General features: G+C 67.3%; 11 protein-coding genes. 8 read left to right on the top strand and 3 right to left on the bottom strand.

Features of this window, described 5'->3' with window-relative positions; all coding sequences use genetic code 11:
• Positions 1-28 precede the first annotated feature (28 nt).
• Together H5V44_RS09245 and H5V44_RS09240 are read right to left on the bottom strand one after the other, a co-directional pair.
• Complete coding sequence (locus H5V44_RS09245; RefSeq protein WP_185193248.1) at positions 29-853, bottom strand: aldo/keto reductase; 825 nt, start codon at positions 851-853, stop codon at positions 29-31.
• 190 nt (positions 854-1,043) lie between these two features.
• Positions 1,044-1,238, bottom strand: a complete 195-nt coding sequence (locus H5V44_RS09240) for a cold-shock protein (RefSeq protein WP_185192843.1) — start codon at positions 1,236-1,238, stop codon at positions 1,044-1,046.
• Positions 1,239-1,428: 190 nt separating this feature from the next.
• On the opposite strand from H5V44_RS09240, the gene H5V44_RS09235 reads away from it, so the two are divergent.
• From H5V44_RS09235 to H5V44_RS09210, 6 genes are all read left to right on the top strand, one after another.
• Positions 1,429-3,627 carry a hybrid sensor histidine kinase/response regulator gene (locus H5V44_RS09235; protein ID WP_185192842.1) on the top strand — a complete coding sequence of 733 codons (2,199 nt, stop codon included), beginning with the start codon at positions 1,429-1,431 and terminating at the stop codon, positions 3,625-3,627.
• Between the two features lie 343 nt (positions 3,628-3,970).
• The gene (locus H5V44_RS09230; RefSeq protein WP_246403883.1) at positions 3,971-5,206 is read left to right on the top strand and encodes an ABC transporter substrate-binding protein; all 1,236 of its coding nucleotides are present in this window, start codon (positions 3,971-3,973) and stop codon (positions 5,204-5,206) included.
• A 31-nt stretch (positions 5,207-5,237) separates the two neighbouring features.
• Positions 5,238-6,302, top strand: coding sequence for an ABC transporter ATP-binding protein (locus H5V44_RS09225; protein WP_185192841.1), 1,065 nt, complete (start codon positions 5,238-5,240; stop codon positions 6,300-6,302).
• 5 nt (positions 6,303-6,307) lie between these two features.
• Positions 6,308-7,240, top strand: a complete 933-nt coding sequence (locus H5V44_RS09220; RefSeq protein WP_185192840.1) for an ABC transporter permease — start codon at positions 6,308-6,310, stop codon at positions 7,238-7,240.
• A gap of 2 nt (positions 7,241-7,242) precedes the next feature.
• Positions 7,243-8,055, top strand: a complete 813-nt coding sequence (locus H5V44_RS09215) for an ABC transporter permease (protein WP_185192839.1) — start codon at positions 7,243-7,245, stop codon at positions 8,053-8,055.
• Between the two features lie 125 nt (positions 8,056-8,180).
• Positions 8,181-8,906: a helix-turn-helix domain-containing protein gene (locus tag H5V44_RS09210; RefSeq protein ID WP_185192838.1), complete on the top strand. Its 726-nt coding sequence runs from the start codon at positions 8,181-8,183 to the stop codon at positions 8,904-8,906.
• Here the strand turns inward: H5V44_RS09210 and H5V44_RS09205 are convergent.
• Positions 8,903-10,231 carry a glutamine synthetase family protein gene (locus H5V44_RS09205; RefSeq protein ID WP_185192837.1) on the bottom strand — a complete coding sequence of 443 codons (1,329 nt, stop codon included), beginning with the start codon at positions 10,229-10,231 and terminating at the stop codon, positions 8,903-8,905. The two genes, H5V44_RS09210 and H5V44_RS09205, sit on opposite strands and share 4 nt — an antisense overlap.
• A gap of 293 nt (positions 10,232-10,524) precedes the next feature.
• Here H5V44_RS09205 and H5V44_RS09200 point away from each other — a divergent pair, with 293 nt between their 5' ends.
• Positions 10,525-11,973, top strand: coding sequence for an aldehyde dehydrogenase family protein (locus H5V44_RS09200; RefSeq protein ID WP_343067710.1), 1,449 nt, complete (start codon positions 10,525-10,527; stop codon positions 11,971-11,973).
• Positions 11,970-13,439 (top strand): M81 family metallopeptidase, encoded by a 1,470-nt coding sequence (locus tag H5V44_RS09195; protein WP_185192836.1) that lies wholly within the window; start codon positions 11,970-11,972, stop codon positions 13,437-13,439. Before H5V44_RS09200 ends, H5V44_RS09195 begins: the two co-directional genes overlap by 4 nt.
• Positions 13,440-13,571 lie beyond the last annotated feature (132 nt).

Here is a 13,571-nt window from a genome sequence, read left to right as displayed (position 1 = left end):
CGGCTCCCTGCGGGATCGATCGCCCCGGTCACCGGAGTTCGCCGAGCATCCCGTCCAGCATCGCCCGCCCGGATTTGAGCAGCGACGGCTTGGTGAGTTCCTCGACCTCCGAGCGGGTGAGTTTGAAATCGAACAGCGCGATGTTCTCCGCGAGGTGGTCGGGGTCCGTCGTCTTGGGGATCACCGCGACGTTGTGGTGCTGGGTCGCCCACCGGAGCACGACCTGTGCGGGGGTCCGGTCGTACTCGGCGGCGAGCCGCTGGACCGTGTCGTCGCCGAGGACGGTGCCGCGGGCCAGCGGGCTGTAGGCGGTCAGGACGAGTCCCTCCTCCTGACAGTAGCCCAACATTCCGCGCTGGGGCTTGTAGGGGTGAAACTGGACCTGGTTCGTGAGGATCGGCGCGTCGGCCGCGTCGCGGGCGCGGTCGAGGAAGACCCGTGGGAAGTTGCTGACGCCGATGTGAGAGACCCTCCCCTCGTCGACGAGGTGGTCCATCGCGGCCATCGTCGACTCCACCGACACGATCGGGTTCGGCCAGTGGAGGAGCAACAGGTCGACGTAGTCGACCCCGAGCCGTTCGAGGCTGGCCTCCGTCGAGTCGATCAGGGCGTCGTGGCTCGCGTTTCGGGGGGAGACCTTGGTGGTCAGAAACACCTCGTCGCGGTCGACGTCGGCGTCTTCGATCGCCCGGCCGACCTCCCGCTCGTTGTCGTACAGTTGTGCGGTGTCGACGTGGCGGTAGCCGAGGTCCAGCGCGGTCGACACCGTCTCGTAGCACTCCGTCCCCGTGAGTTGCCACGTTCCGAGCCCCACCGCCGGCATCCGTGCGCCGTGGGTTTCCACGTACTCCATCTCGACGCCGTCTCCAGTCATACCCCGATTTGGCACGCCGCTGCCGAGAACGTGTCGGGTGTCGACGACGGGAGCGTCCCCGGATCTCCGGCCACGACGGGCGTTTCGACTCGGAAGGATGAAAGAACGCCGCGTTCGGTCGCCGCCCGGTACGTGACGAGGGGAGCGCGGCAGGGCGCCGCGGTCCGCCTTACAGGCGCTGGAGGTTCGTCGCTCGCGGGCCCTTGTCGGCCTGCTCGATGTCGAACTCGACTTCCTGTCCCTCTTCGAGGTCAGGACCGCCGATGTCCTCCATGTGGAAGAACACGTCCTCGTCAGCGTCGTCCGTCTCGATGAAACCGTAACCGCCCGTATCGTTGAAGAAGTCCACAGTGCCGTTTGCCATTGCACCCGTATCGAGTCCGCCCGGGGGAATAACCCTTGTGCGAGACGGGGTATCACGGCTGATGCGGCGCCGTCGACGGTCGGGCCTCGCCGTCCTCCGGGCGACGATCGACCGCTCGGCGGACCGAACCGCCGGATGTCCCACCCCCGGATCACAACAAATTTCACCGGAAAGGTCGAACGCGCCTCGTATGACAGCCCCGATCCGGGTGCTCCACGTCGACGACGACGCCGAGGTCGCGGACCTGACCGCGACGTACCTCGCCCGGGAGGGTGACGGGATCACCGTCGCGACCGCCACAAGCGCCGACGAGGGGCTCGACCGCATCCGGACGGGATCGTTCGATTGTGTCGTCTCCGACTACGAGATGCCCGGGATGGACGGCATCGAACTCCTGGAGGCCGTCCGCGAGGAGTATCCCGATCTGCCCTTCATCCTCTACACCGGGAAGGGTTCGGAGGCGGTCGCAAGCGACGCCATCTCCGCGGGCGTCACCGACTACCTCCAGAAGGCGTCCGGCACCGAACAGTACCAACTCCTCGCGAACCGGATCAGAAACGCCGTCGAACGGACCCGGGCCGAACGGTCCCGCAAGCGCCACCTCGAGGCCATCGAGACCGCCCGCGAGGGAATCAGCATCCTCGACAGCGACGGAGAGTTCATCTACGTCAACGAGGCGTACGCCGAGCTGTACGGTTACGATCCCGAGGAGATGATCGGGGAACACTGGGAGCTCATCTACCCCGACGACGAGGTCGAGACCGTCCGCGGGGAGGTGCTCCCGCTCGTCGAGGACGAGGGGTACTGGCACGGCGAGACCTCCGGGCTCCGGGCGGACGGGACCACGTTCCCGGAGGATCACGTCGTGTCCCGGACCGACCGCGGTGACCTCGTCTGTACGGTGCGTGACCTCTCGGACCGGCGGAGCCGGCAGGCCGAACTCCGGCTGAAGGACCGGGTGCTCGACGAGGCGCCGATCGGGATCACGGTCGCCGACCCCGCCGCCGAGGACAACCCCCTGATCTACGTCAACGACCGCTTCGAGGAGCTCACCGGCCACGACGCCGAGGAGATCATCGGGACGAACTGCCGGTTCCTCCAGGGGGAACACACCCGCGAGGAGCCGGTGGCGGCGATGCGGGAAGCCATCGCGAAGGGCGAGCCCGTGACCGTCGAACTCCGGAACTACCGGAAGGACGGCACGGAGTTCTGGAACCACGTCACCATCGCGCCGCTCCTCGACGACGACGGGACCGTGGAACGCTGGCTCGGGTTCCAGGAGGACGTCACCGAGCGGAAGGAACGGGATCGGGAGCGCGCGGCGCTGGAACACGGAATCGAGCACATCGGCGTCGGCGTTGCGAGCTACGACGCGGACGGCCGGATCCGGTACGCCAACGAGCAGTACGCGGAGATGCTGGGGACCACACGCGCGGAACTCACCGACAGCTACGTCTGGGAGCTCAACCCGGAGCTCGACGCCGAGCGGTTCGAGGCGTACTGGAACTCCTACGACCTCGGCGAGACACGCGTCCACGAGACCGTCCACGAGCGGGTCGACACCGGCGAGCGGATCCCAACCGAGACCACGACCACCCACGTCCGGATCGACGACACGCCGTTCCACATCGGCACCATCACCGACATCACCGACCGGAAGGCCCACGAACAGCAGCTCCAGCGGGAGGTCGAACGGCTCGACAAGTTCGCGAGCATCGTCAGCCACGACCTCCGGAACCCGTTGAACGTCGCGCAGGGCCGCCTCGAACTGCTCGCCGAGGAGTACGACAGCGATCACATCCCCCCAGCCCGGAACGCCCTCGACCGGATGAACGAACTCATCACGGACACGCTCACGCTCGCCAGAGAGGGCCGGATCGTCGACGAGACCGAGTCGGTCTCGCTGGGGCGTCTCGCCGAGGAAAGCTGGCGGAACGCCGACACCGGCGGCGCCGTCCTCGACGTCGTCGACGACCCGACCATCCACGCCGACCCACAGCGCCTCCGGAGCATCCTCGAGAACCTGTTCCGCAACGCCGTCGAGCACGGCTCGACGAGCAATCGGACGGAGTCCGATGACGCCGTGGAACGCGGTTCCACGAGCAGTCGGACGCAGTCCGACGACGCCGTGGGACGCGCCGGCGACGTCGCGGTCCGCGTCGGCGCGACGGACGGCGGCTTCTACGTCGAGGACGACGGACCGGGAATCCCCGAGGCGGACCGCGAGGGGATCTTCGAGGCGGGCTTCTCGACCGCCGACGGGAGCAGCGGCTTCGGGCTCACGATCGTCAGGGAGATCGCGGAGGCTCACGGGTGGACGGTCACCGTCACCGACGGCGCCGACGGCGGTGCACGCTTCGAGTTCACCGGCGTCACGGTCGAGACGTAACCTTCCCCGGCGGCGTCGGGACGTACCCTCCTGTCTGCCGGCGCCGGGGCCGGGACGGACCTTCCCCACTGACTGGCGTCGAACCGCCGATCCGTCGACTACTCGATTGTACAATAGCAAATACGCGAATTAATTGCCGGTTTTATTGTTAGATATTTCACTCTCGACGCAAAAAAATGGCATTTTGGCGACTGACTCGGGCTCGAACTCGAATCGTATATAAACGACCGTCAGTTGCCGGCAGAATGTTGATAGAGCGTTCTTCGATTTGTTTTGGCATACCATACTGCTCGCCCGCGAGGCGACACTCGTCGTCCGGCGGCGGGGCTATGGGGAACCCAGAATGTCACGAGAAAATCCGTTCACGCGGCGGGCGTATATGAAGGCGGCCACGGCGACGGCCGGGCTAGCCACGATTGCAGGCTGTACCGGCGGCGACGGCGGTGGCGGCGGGAGCGGCGACGCACCGTGGTACGAACAGGAACTCGCGGAAGTGCCGGCCGCGCCGGACGGCGCGCTCTACGAACCCGGCGAGGAGGACACGACCGGAGAGACTATCAACCACCTGACGTGGACGGGCTACGACGCCTCGAACGTTCAGGACCCCTTCCGAAACCAGTTCAACTGCGACACGCAACTGGACCTGTTCACCTCGAACCCCAAGGCGTTCAACAGGCTGGAGTCCGGGGAGTGGCAGCAGTTCGACCAGGCAACGTTCGACATGGCGTGGCTCCCGAACCTCGCGGAGGCGGGCCTGATCCGGCCGATGGACTACGAGGAGTGGAAGCCCTACACGTTCGACAAGTACATCGATATGTTCACCAAAGAGGAGGACTACGCCTTCGCGTTCCTCAACGAGGACGACTACTCCTTCGACCTCGACGGGACGATGTACGGCGCACCCCAGCGGTTCGGGTGGGCGTCGTTCGTGGTGAACAAGGACACCGTCTCCGAGTCGGACTACAGCAGCTACGACGCCGCGTGGATGGACGAGTACGACGTCGGCGTCTACGACCTGTTCTTCTGGGGCGTCCAGATCATCATGCTCCGGGAGGGCATCGAGCCCTACAAGGAGCACACCGACGAGGAGATCGAACAGGTGCGGCAGGCGACCTTCGACCTCTTCGACAACGCGAAGACGCTGTTGCCGGACTTCGCGTCGATGAACCAGGCGATGAAGTCCGGCGAGATCGACATCGGGTTCATCTCCGGGAGCTGGATCAACGGCACCCTCCGGCGCGGGGGCGGCCTCAACTTCCAGGCCCACGTCCCGGAGGAAGGTGGCGTCATCTGGGTGGAGACGACGTGTATGCTGAAGGGTGACCACCCGACGGTCTCCGACAACTATCTCGCGTATATGCAGCAGGGCGAGACCGCCAAGAACCTGATGTGGCCGACCTCCGGCGGGACGAACGTCGTCCCCCACCAGACGGCGATCGACGAACTGAACGACGAACAGCGGGAGGTGCTTCGGGTCGACGAGGTCCCCGACATCGTCGACAACTCGGTCTTCTACACCGGGATCCCGGATCTCGACAAGTTCGAGCCGATCTGGCGGGAAGCCAAATCGCGGATCTGAACCGCGGGACGAGGGTTTCGAGCCACTTCAAATGCTACAATCAACGAATCTCAGGGCGGAATACGGGTCGCTCGTCGCGGTCAACGACGTCGACCTCCGGATCGAACCCGGCGAGTTCGCGACCATCGTCGGTCCGAGCGGGTGTGGGAAGACGACGCTTCTCCGGATGATCGCGGGCCACCAGGAGCCCACCGCCGGGCGGATCGAACTCGACGGGGTCGACATCACCGCCGTCGAGCCGCAGGACCGGCCGACGAGCCTGGTGTTTCAGTCGTGGGCGCTGTTCCCGCACATGACCGTCAGGGAGAACATCGAGTTCCCGATGCGGAACAACGGGCTCGAGGTCGGCGACCGCGTCGAGGACCTGCTCCGGCAGGTGCGGCTGGATCCCGACGTCCACGCCGACAAGAAGGCGACCGAGCTCTCCGGCGGGCAGAAGCAGCGCGTCGCCCTGGCGCGGTCGCTCGCCTACGAGCCGGACATCCTGCTCCTCGACGAGCCGCTGGCGTCGCTGGACTACGTCCTCCGGAAACGGCTCCAACGGGAGCTTGCGGACCTCAACGAGGAGTTGGGGATGACGTTCATCTACGTCACCCACTCGCTCGAGTCGGCGCTTCTGATGAGCGACAAGCTGTTCGTCCTCGAAAACGGCAACGTCATCCAGACGGGGTCGCCCGAGGACATCTACCGGGCGCCGAGCACCAAGTTCATCGCGGAGTTCATGGGCGACGCCAACACCTTCGAGCTCGACGGCGCGACCGAACGCGACGGCAGCTACGAGGTCCACGCCGCGGTCCTCGATCAGACGACCACGGTGCCGTACGATCGCGGCCGCGACACGCCGGCGTACCTGGTCGTCCGCTACGACGACACGACCGTCGGCACGGAACTGACCGCGGACCTCGGGCTCGAGGTCGCAGTCGAGAACGTTCTCGTCCGGGGGAACACGGTGTTGGTCGAGTGTGAACCGGTCGACGCCGGCGGGGAGTACGTCGCGGAGGTGCCGGTCGACGAGTTCAGAACGACGGGCATCGGGAAGGGCGACACGGCGTACCTCCAGTGGGACGCCTCGAAATCCATCCTGGTGCCGGAGTGATCCCGATGTCGACGCTACAGCGGCTCCGAACGCGGTTGGATCGGTCCGACGCCGCCTGGAGCGGGCTCGCCGAGCTGCTCGCTCCGCCGTGGATCCTCCTCGTCCCGATGAGCCTCCTACTTCTGGTGATGTTCGTCGGCCCGATGGTCGCGATCGTCGTCTTCTCCGTTCAGACGGGCAACAGCATCGTGGCGAACCCCCTCCAGTGGTCGATCGCGACATACCAGGAGGTCGTCGGCGGGATGATCTCGGGAGAGGGCGTCTACGGCGACGTCCTCGTCAACACCGTCGCGGTGAGCGTCACAACGACGGCCCTGACGCTCGTGGTGTCGTATCCGGCGGCGTACGCGCTCGCACGGCGCATCGAACGGTACAAGCTGGTCTTCCTGATGCTTTTGATCATCCCGCTTTTCACGAGCGTGAACATCCGGGTGTTCGGGTGGGCGCTGTTTCTCGTGCAGAACGGCGTCCTCGACAGCATCGTGAGCCTGTTCGGCGTCGAGGAGTACGCGTCGCTGATGTACCAGCGCTCGACGATCATCCTGGGGACGACGTACATCTACCTGCCGTTCATGCTGTTCCCGATCTACCTCTCGCTTCTCAGCGTCGAGGACACCACGATCGAGGCGGCGAAGGACCTGGGTGCGAGCAACTACACGCTGTTCCGCCGGATCCTGCTGCCCCTGAGCAAGCCCGGGATCGTGATCGGGTCGCTTTTCGTGTTCGTGCTGAGCCTGGGTGCGAACGTCGAAGCCGAGATCCTCGGCGGCGGGTCGATCTTCACGATCGCGAGCAACATCCAGTACTCCTTCGGCTACTCGCAGAACTGGCCGCTGGGGTCGACGCAGGCGGTCGGACTGCTCATCATCACCGTGGTGTCGGGGATCGTGATCCTCCGGACGATCGACCTGCGTGAGATCGCCGAACGGGGGAACTGAGCATGTCGACACGCACCTGGAGCCTGGACGGCCGCTCCCCGGGGTGGATCTGGTACGGCTACGTCGCCCTGGTGGCGCTGTTCCTGATGATCCCGCTCGTGAGCCTCGTGATCGCGTCCTTTTACGACGGCCGGTTCTTCTCGATCGTCGACTACCAGTTCACCCTCGGGTGGTACGACGCGGCGCTCACCTCCGGCAGCGTCCGTGGGGCGTTCGAGAACACGCTGTTGATCTCGATTCCGGTGACGATCCTGAGTACGGTCATCGGGACCGCCGCGGCGCTGGCGTACACGCGCTATGAGTTCCCGTACCGGGAGACGTTCAAACTGGTCGCGTTGCTTCCGATCTTCTTCCCGCTCATCCTGCTGGGGCTCGGGATGTCGATATGGGCGAGCCAGATCAACCTCGGCTACGGGATCGTGCCGTCGATCGTCGGCGAACTCGTCTGGATCTCCCCGATCGTGATGTTCGTGGTCTCGATCACCGCACTCGGGATCGACCCGAACCTCGAGGAGGCGGCGCGGGACCTCGGTGCCGACACCGTCACGCTCTACCGGAAGGTGCTCCTGCCGCTCGTCGCCGACGGCGTGATCTCCGGGGCCATCTTCGCGTTCGTACTGTCGTGGAACAACTACTACATCGTGTCGTACCTCTCGGGGCCACAGAGCACGATCACCACCTGGATCCACGGCCGGATGACCCAGGGGTTCACGCCGGTGGTGCCAGCGGTCGCGTCGTTGATCTTCTACGTCTCGATCCTGCTTGTCGTCGGTGCGGCGGTGATCGAGTACCGGGAACCCGACGATCAGGCGTGACCGTCGCGCCGGATCCACCTCGAATATAAGGACATACATATCCACTCTAGCACCCAATACACACCCCCCGATACGCATATGTACGCAACTGTGGTTTGTTGCCGTACCTACGGACGGGCCAACATATGCTCGAATACACGTTCAGTATCAGACACAACGGGTGCTGGACCGCGGACCTGGCCGAGTCGTACCCGGGCGTCCGGGCGACGATCATCTACTCCTACCGGATCACCGGCACCAGTATCACGATGATCGAGACCGCCGGCATCGACGAGGACCGGCTCGACGGGCTGGTCGAGTGGCTCCAGGCCCACCCGGTGATGAACTCGAGCCAGCTGGTCACGTACGACGAGACGCGGCGGAAGGCGTTCATCAGCCTGGCGGGCGATTACGACACCGATACCGAGCCCGTATTGAACGTGCTCCTCCGGAACGACTGTTTTCCGACGATTCCGGCGACGGTGGCCAACGGGCGGGAGCACTGGAGCGTCCTCGCGTCGAGCCACGAACAGGTCAGCACGGCCCACGAGGAACTCCGCGAGATCGGCTCGGTCCACGTCGATTCGCTGTGTTCACCCGACCTCGACGTGCTGTTGACCGACCTCACCGGCGTCAAACAGGCGGTGCAGGACCTCTCGCCCCGCCAGCTCGAAGTGCTCTCCCGGGCGATCGAGGAAGGATACTACGACTCCCCCCGGTCGTGCAACATCGAGGAGCTGGCGGCCCTCGACGACGCGAACACCTCGACGGTCGGCGAGCACCTCCGCCGGTCGGAGGCGAAGATCCTCCAGGCGGTCGCCCCGATGCTCGACCGGCCGGCGTCGCCTTCCCGACAGCGGCGACGGAACTAGAACTCCTCGAAGTATTCCTCGCGTTCCCACGCCGACACCTGGTCCATCGAGCGGTCGAACTCGTCGCGTTTCAGGGTCACAAAGGAGTCCACCAGCGCGGGGCCGAGCGCCTCCCGTAGCACCTCGTCGTCCGCTAGGTGGTCCAGGGCGGTCCACAGGGTCCGGGGCAGCCGCTCGTAGGGCTCGTCGTAGGCGTTCTTCGTGGTCGGCTCGCCCGGGTCGGTCCCGTTCCGGACCCCGTCGAGTCCGGCTGCCAGCGACGCCGCCAGCCCGAGGTAGGGGTTGCACGCGGAGTCCGGCACCCGGTGTTCGATCCGCGTTGCCGCCCCCAATTCCGGCGGGAGCCGCAGCACCGTCGAGCGGTTGTCGGGGCCCCACGCGACGTTGACCGGCGCCCAGATCCCGGGCAGGAGCCGCTTGTAGGAGTTGACCGTCGGCGCACAGATCGCGGTCAGCGCCTTCATATGGTCGAGCAGGCCGCCGACGAAGTGGCGACCGGTCTCCGAGAGCCCCGCCCCGTGGGGATGTTTGCCGGCAGGGAACCGGACGTCGTCGTCGTCGCTCCGGAAGACGTTCTCCGATTCCTCCAGGTCCCAAAGCGAGAGGTGGAAGTGGAGGCCGTTCGCGTCTTCGCCAGAATGGGGCCGCGGCATCAGCGACGCCTTGTGCCCGTGTCTGCGGGTGACCGCTTTGAGCATATGCCGGAAGAAGCAGATCCCGTCGGCGGTGGTCAGGGCGTCGTCGTACGCGAGATTCACCTCGTACTGGCCGGGCTGGGACTCCTGGTGGACCCCGAGGACGTCGTGGCCCGCCGCCTCCATCGCCGTGGTCCAGCCGTCGATGAGCGCCGACGCCTGATCGACGGCGCCGAGGTCGTAGGAGCACCGGTCGTTGTACGGCTCCCACCCGCCGTCGCCGTCCGGCGACAGCAGGGAGAACTCGGTTTCGACGCCGGCCATCGCGTGGTACCCCTCGGACTCCAGGTCGTCGAGGACGCCGCGGAGCGCGCTCCGGGCGCAGAGGTCGAAACGCTCCCCGTCGACGGTGGTCAGGTCGGCGAACACGGCCGCCGTGTCGTCGGCCCACGCGACGGGCCGCACCGAGTCGGTGTCCGGGACCGCGAGCATATCCCCGCTTTCGGCGCCGTACCGCGGGGAATCGAGCAGTCCGGGTTCCAGCGTCAGTTCGACGACGCCGTTCGCGAAGCCGACCCCCTCCTCGCGGGCGTCGGCCGCCTGCTCGCCGGGCAGCGTGATGCCGCGTGCGACGCCGTTGAGATCCGTCCAGACGACGCGGACGTCGTCGTACTCCGAGAGCGTGGTCATCGACCCATCCACGTCGCCGTCGGGGTATAGTAGTTCGCCCGTGGGTTTGCGGCCAGTTATCACGCCCCGCCCTGCTGGCTCGATATAGTAGCGTTTGCAACTGGTTGCACATCCGATCGCACGCCGTCGTGCGATCGAGTGAGCGAAGACTTGCAAACGCTACTATAGCCGCGACGCCCGGCGTCGACCGTCCGGAGACGGAGGCGGACGCCTGCCGCCGGACGGCGTCGCGGATTTAAAAGCTCACACATCCCCCGGGTAAGGTTTAGGCGGCGGCTCCGAGAGGGTGGTGTGTGTACTCCTACGATCTGTTCATCGACGGCGGGACGCGATCGACCGCCGACGGGATCGACGTCACGAACCCGGCCACGGGCGGGAGGATCGGCCGGGTCGCACGCGGCGACGCCTCGGACGCCGAGGACGCGATCGCGGCCGCCAGCCGCGCGGCCGACGGGTGGGAACGGACCGCCCCCGCCGACCGCGAACGGGCGCTCCGGACGGTCGCCGACCGGATCGAGGCCGACGCCGACGCCATCGCGACGCTTCTGGCCGAGGAGACCGGCAAGTGCCTCGCGACGGCCGAGGGAGAGGTCGCCGAGACCGCCGCGCAGTTCCGGTTTTACGCGGGCGTCGCCGACAAGGTCCGCGGCGACACGGTCCCCACCGCCGAGCACCGCCTGAACTACACCCGCCGCGTCCCCTACGGCGTCACCGCCCACATCATCCCGTGGAACTACCCGCTACTCCTGGGGACCCGGGGGATCGCCGCGGCGCTCGCCACCGGGAACACGGCGGTCGCGAAGCCGCCGACGCACGCCCCGCTGACGACGATGTGGATCGGGGAGTACCTCCTCGAGGCGCTTCCGGCGGGCGTGGCGAACGTCGTTCCCGGCCCCGGCAGCGAGGTCGGCGCGGCGCTCACGACGGACGCCGCCGTCGACGCGATCACGTTCACCGGGTCGACCGACGTCGGCCGCGGCGTGCTCGAAGACGCCGCCGAGCACATCACCCACGTCGACGTCGAACTCGGGGGAAAGTCGCCCGCGATCGTGCTGCCGGACGCGGACCTCGAGAACGCCGCCCGCGGGATCGTCGCGGGGATCTTCTCGAACGCGGGCCAGAACTGCGTGGCGACCTCGCGGTGTCTGGTCCACGAGTCCGTCCACGACGACCTCGTGGCGAAACTCGTCTCAAAGACCGAGCGCATCACCCTCGGCCCCGGCGCCGACCCCGGGACGGATATGGGGCCGGTGATCTCCGAGAGCGCCCGCGAGGAGGTCCTCGGGTACGTCGACGGTGCGCTGGAGGACGGCGCGACCCTGTTGACCGGCGGCGGCGTCCCCGACGACCCCGCCCTCGCCGACGGCACGTTCGTCGAGCCGACCATCCTCGACGGCGTCGATACGGAAATGGCGGTCGGCCGCGAGGAGATCTTCGGCCCCGTGCTCTCGGTCATCCCCGTCGGGTCGACCGACGAGGCGATCACGGTCGCCAACGATTCGCCGTACGCCCTTGCGGCCGCCCTCTGGACCGAGGGGTTGGACGCGACCCGGCTCGCACGCCGGCTGGACCACGGCCTCGTCGCGATCAACACCTACCCGGTGTCGATGCCGCAGAGCCCGTGGGGCGGCAACAAGGAGAGCGGACTCGGACGGGAAGGCGGCCTCGAAGGCGCCGAGGCGTTCACCACGGTCGACAGCGTCGTCGTGGAGTTCGACGAACTGGCGGAGCCGTACCGATGACCGACACCGTCCTTTTCGCCCGGTTGAAACACGAGACGAACACGTTCTCGTCGCTGTCGACCGGCCGGGAGGCGTTCGCGTCGACTTCCCTCTTTCGGGGTGCGGAGATCGTCCCCGAGTTCCGCGGCACCAACACCGACCTCGGGGGGTTCCTCCGGGTGGCCGACGCTGAGGGCTGGGACGTGGTTCCGACCGTGGCCGCGAACGCCACCCCCGGCGGCGTCGTCACCGCCGACGCGTTCTCGGCGTTCCTCGACCGGATCCTCGACGGAATCGAGGAACACGACCCCGACGCGGTGCTTTTGGGACTCCACGGCGCGATGGTGACCGAGCGGCACCGCGACGGCGACGGCCGTATCCTCGACGCCGTCCGGTCGGCGGTCGGCGACGACGTCCCGGTGATGGCGACGCTGGACCTCCACGCAAACGTCTCCGACCGGATGGTCGCAAACGCCGACGGCCTGTTCGGGTACGACACCTACCCTCACGTCGACATCGGCGACACCGGCGAGACGGCCGCCCGCGCGATGGCGGCGACCCTCCAAGGGAACCTGGAACCGACGGTGGTGATCGAGCGGGCGCCGGTGCTCCCGCCGTTGCCGCCGTTGCAGACCGCGGCGGAGCCGATGGCGTCGCTGCTCGCGACCGCGGCCGACGCCGAGTCCGAGCCGGTCCCGGACGTGTCGGTGCTCGGCGGGTTCGCCTACGCAGACGTGCCGGAGGCGGGGGTCAGCGTCGTCGGCGTGGCCGACGAGTCCGTCGCGAGCGAGGCAGCTGCCGCGTGTGCCGACCTCGCGGGGGCGGCGGACGCGCGGCGCCACGAGTTCGATCGAACCTACACGGGCGTCGACGACGCCGTCGCGGAGGCCGCGGCGTGGGACCGCGACGCTCCCTTGGTGCTCGCCGACATCGCCGACAACCCCGGCGGCGGGAGCGCACAGGACGGGACCGTGCTCCTCGAAGCGCTGCTCGATGCGGGCGTCGAGGACGCTGCGGTCGCCGCGATACACGACCCGGCCGCGGTCGATGCCGCGACGGCGGCCGGGGTCGGTGAGACAGTCACGGTCGACCTCGGCGGCCACACCGAGGAAAACGGCGACCCCATCGCCGTCGAGGGGACGGTTCGACTCCTCTCCGACGGCACCTACCGGAACCAGGGGCCGATGTCGACCGGGCTGGAGGTGTCGTTCGGGCGGACGGCGGTCCTCGCGGTCGACGGGATCGACGTGATCGTCGCCTCCCACCGCCAGCAGCCGTACGACCCCGAGGCGTTCCGGAGCCACGGGATCACGCCCGAGCGCAAGCGGGTGCTGGTGCTCAAAAGCACCGTCCACTACCGCGCGGCGTTCGAGCCGATCGCCGGCGGGGTCAGGGAGGTGTCGGCGCCGGGGCTGTGCAGTCCCGACCTCTCCGCGTTCACCTACGACCACGTCGGGCGGCCGACGTATCCGCTGGATTCCGAGTAGGGGCCCCGGAGCCGGAGCGGCCCGTGGCGTCATTTAAGATCCCATCCATGTGAGACGGAACAGTGATGTGGCGAACCGACGACGGGTCGGGTACGACGCGCCGGGTGGGGGTCGCTGGGGCTCGGCCGCCCG

Source organism: Halobellus ruber, from assembly GCF_014212355.1.
Taxonomy (GTDB): domain Archaea; phylum Halobacteriota; class Halobacteria; order Halobacteriales; family Haloferacaceae; genus Haloquadratum; species Haloquadratum rubrum.
The sequence above is the reverse complement of the archived record's forward strand: the minus strand, read 5'-3'. Positions and strand labels throughout refer to the sequence as shown.

Coding starts and splice junctions, on each gene's coding strand:
- H5V44_RS09245 (WP_185193248.1), bottom strand. CDS start 853: ATGGAGTACGTGGAAACCCACGGCGCACGGATGCCGGCGGTGGGGCTC.
- H5V44_RS09215 (WP_185192839.1), top strand. CDS start 7,243: ATGTCGACACGCACCTGGAGCCTGGACGGCCGCTCCCCGGGGTGGATC.
- H5V44_RS09205 (WP_185192837.1), bottom strand. CDS start 10,231: ATGACCACGCTCTCGGAGTACGACGACGTCCGCGTCGTCTGGACGGAT.
- H5V44_RS09225 (WP_185192841.1), top strand. CDS start 5,238: ATGCTACAATCAACGAATCTCAGGGCGGAATACGGGTCGCTCGTCGCG.
- H5V44_RS09240 (WP_185192843.1), bottom strand. CDS start 1,238: ATGGCAAACGGCACTGTGGACTTCTTCAACGATACGGGCGGTTACGGT.
- H5V44_RS09210 (WP_185192838.1), top strand. CDS start 8,181: ATGCTCGAATACACGTTCAGTATCAGACACAACGGGTGCTGGACCGCG.
- H5V44_RS09195 (WP_185192836.1), top strand. CDS start 11,970: ATGACCGACACCGTCCTTTTCGCCCGGTTGAAACACGAGACGAACACG.
- H5V44_RS09220 (WP_185192840.1), top strand. CDS start 6,308: ATGTCGACGCTACAGCGGCTCCGAACGCGGTTGGATCGGTCCGACGCC.
- H5V44_RS09230 (WP_246403883.1), top strand. CDS start 3,971: ATGTCACGAGAAAATCCGTTCACGCGGCGGGCGTATATGAAGGCGGCC.
- H5V44_RS09235 (WP_185192842.1), top strand. CDS start 1,429: ATGACAGCCCCGATCCGGGTGCTCCACGTCGACGACGACGCCGAGGTC.